Here is a 2,862-nt window from a genome sequence, read left to right as displayed (position 1 = left end):
CGTCCGCCGCGCGGATAGACCCCGGGACGCACGCCGCGCAGCAGCGCGCGGGCGCCGCCGGCGGCGATCGCCAGCCGCCCCGGCGGGCTGAACAACACCGCCCACCCGGCCGCGACCCACCACCACGACACCGTCGGCGCCCACGTGTACGCGCCGAACCAGGTCGAGACGTTGGCCAGCGCGGCCAAGCCCACCGTCCAGCGCAGGCCGACCAGGGTGAACAGCGGGATCAGCGTGAGCAACTGGGCGAGCTTGGCCTTGGTCGGGGTCGGGCGCACCGCGCGTACCGTGCCCTCGTCCTGGGCGGAGCGTTCGAGGCGGCGGGCCAGTTTGCGCAGCGTGGGCTGCTGGTAGATGTCGGCGACGCCCGCGGCGGGGTAGCGCTCGCGCAGCAAAGTGGTCAGTCGGGCGGCGGCCAGGCTGTTGCCGCCGATGGCGAAGAAGTCGTCGCGCGCGGTGTCGACGGTGAGGCCGAGTACTTCCGCCCACTGCTCGGCAAGCCACGCCTCGGTGCCGTACAGCCGTTCCGAGGGTCCGGCGTCGTCGGCGTCGACGAGCGGCCACGGGAGCGCGTCGCGGTCGACCTTGCCGGAGGTACGGGTGGGCAGGTCCGCGACGGGGGCCAGGCGCGGGACGAGGGCGGCGGGCAACTCGGCGCGCAGCCGGCGCACGGCCTCGTCGCGGTCCCAGCCCTCACCGGTGACCAGGTAGCCGACCAGGAGCTGATTGCCGCCCTTGACCGTACGCACGGCGGCCGCCGCGCCGACCACGCCCGGCAGACCTTGCAGCGCGGTGTCGATCTCGCCGAGTTCGATGCGTCGGCCGCCGAGCTTGATCTGCTCGTCGCCGCGGCCGAGGAAGACCAGGCCCTCGGGGTCGGCACGGACGAGGTCGCCGCTGCGGTAGGCGCGGTCCCAGCCCATCGACTCCAGCGGGGCGTACTTCTCGGCGTCCTTGGCGGGGTCGAGGTAGCGGGCGAGGCCGACGCCGCCGATCACGAGTTGGCCGCTCTCGCCCATCGCGACGGGTCGACCGTCGTCGTCGACGACCGCCAGTTCCCAGCCGTCGAGGGGCAGGCCGATCCGGACCGGCCCGTCACCCGTCCCGCCCATCAGCGACCCGCACGCGACCACGGTGGCCTCGGTGGGTCCGTAGGTGTTCCACACCTCGCGGCCCTCGGTGACCACGCGGTCCACGAGCTCGGGAGGGCACGCCTCGCCGCCGAAGATCAACAGACGTACGTCGAGCAGCGCCTCGGTGGGCCACAGCGCGGCGAGCGTGGGCACGGTGGAGACGACGGTGATCTCCTGCTCCGCGAGCCACGGCCCCAGGTCGGCCCCCGAGCGCACCCGCGAGCGCGGCACGGTGACCAGGCACGCGCCGTAACGCCACGCGAGCCACATCTCCTCACACGACGCGTCGAACGCGACGGACAGGCCGGCCATCACCCGGTCGCCGGGACCGAGCGGCTCCTGCTGGAGGAACATCCCGGCCTCGGCGTCCACGAACGCGGCGGCGTTGCGGTGGGTGACGGCGACGCCCTTGGGCTTGCCGGTGGAGCCGGAGGTGAAGATGATCCACGCGTCGTCGGCGGGGGTGGGGCGGCCGGGCGATACCGGCGCGGCCTCGCGCGTGGTGGGGGTCTCGGGCGTGGTGGGTGTCTCGGGCGTGGCGCGGACGTCGTGCGGGGTGGGGGTGTCGCGCGTCGCGCGGATGTCGGGCGTGGCGCGGATCTCGCGCTCTGCGCCGAGGATCGCGCTGACCCCGGCCTCGCCGAATACCAGTTCGGCTCGCTCGTCGGGGTCCTCGGCGTCGACCGGTACATAGGCGGCACCGGCGGCGAGCACGGCGAGGATGCAGATGTACAGGTCGTTACTGCCCGAGGGCACGCGAACGCCGACGCGGTCGCCGACCCCGATGCCCGCGTCGGCGAGCCGGTGACGCAGCGTGTCGACCTCGGCGGCCAGCGCGCGGTAGGTCAGCGTGCGGCGGCCGTCGTCGAGGGCGGGTTCGTTGGGGTGTGCCTTGACGGTGGCGTCCAGCACGTCCACGAGCGTGCGTGGTGCGGGCGCCGGGCGGCCGGCGTAGACGGCGGGTGCCGGCGTCGGCAGAGTGCCGAACGGGTCGTCCGTAGGGCGGACGGGTGTCGCGATGGCCATGTGGTCCTCATCCCTGGTCCCCCCTCCACGTCCGTTTCCGGGCTCCGGGGGAGTGTCACGTCCCCACCACGCTCCGGGGGTGGGTCGCTTCGAAAGCGTGGCAACTCGACCGAGAGTAGTTCCGTCGCGCGCTTTTCGACGACTGCCTGATGACGAACTCACTCTGAAACAACGGCATCTGATGATGCGTCAGATATGAATTGACGGACCGTCAGTTAGGAAGTCGGCGCGCAGGGAGTGCAATTGACGCACCGTCAGGCCGCATGCCGGATTACGCACACTTCGTCGCCGATGTGACCCATGCAACACGGTACGACCCCCGATTCCGGCCCGCACGGGGTGCTCGGCCGGATGGCTGACCTCGCGGGGCTCGTGGCTGTAGGGCCCTGATGGGGGTCGAGTGGTGAGCATGGGGTGGCTGGTGGGGGCGGTTGGTGGGCGGTGAGGCGCGGGGCACGGCTGGGGCTGGGGTGGTTTGGAGAAACCGCAAAGGCGCTTGCCGGTTCGAGGTGAGACGCATTCGCCACATCAGGCAGCTGTACATGCAACCGACCCACCACAATGTTGGCCAAAGCCTCGGCGCGTGGGTCGAAGCACGAGCAGCTTGCGACCGGTGGTTCGGACACGGCCCCGTTCGGACCGTCAGGCCGGGGCAGCGCCATCCCTGAGGATGGGCGAGATCAGCGGTACCTCGGCTCTCGTG

The 2,862-nt window shown here is 72.1% G+C and carries 1 protein-coding gene; it reads right to left on the bottom strand.

Annotated elements, in window-relative coordinates; translation table 11 throughout:
* Positions 1 to 2,159, bottom strand: a 2,159-nt coding sequence (locus tag GT354_RS20535; RefSeq protein ID WP_161357801.1) for a non-ribosomal peptide synthetase, incomplete at its 3' end; no start/stop codon positions are given.
* Positions 2,160 to 2,862: the final 703 nt, after the last annotated feature.

Source organism: Streptomyces sp. SID3343, assembly GCF_009865215.1.
Classification (GTDB): Bacteria; Actinomycetota; Actinomycetes; order Streptomycetales; family Streptomycetaceae; genus Embleya.
This window is presented reverse-complemented; position numbering and strand designations above follow the sequence as displayed.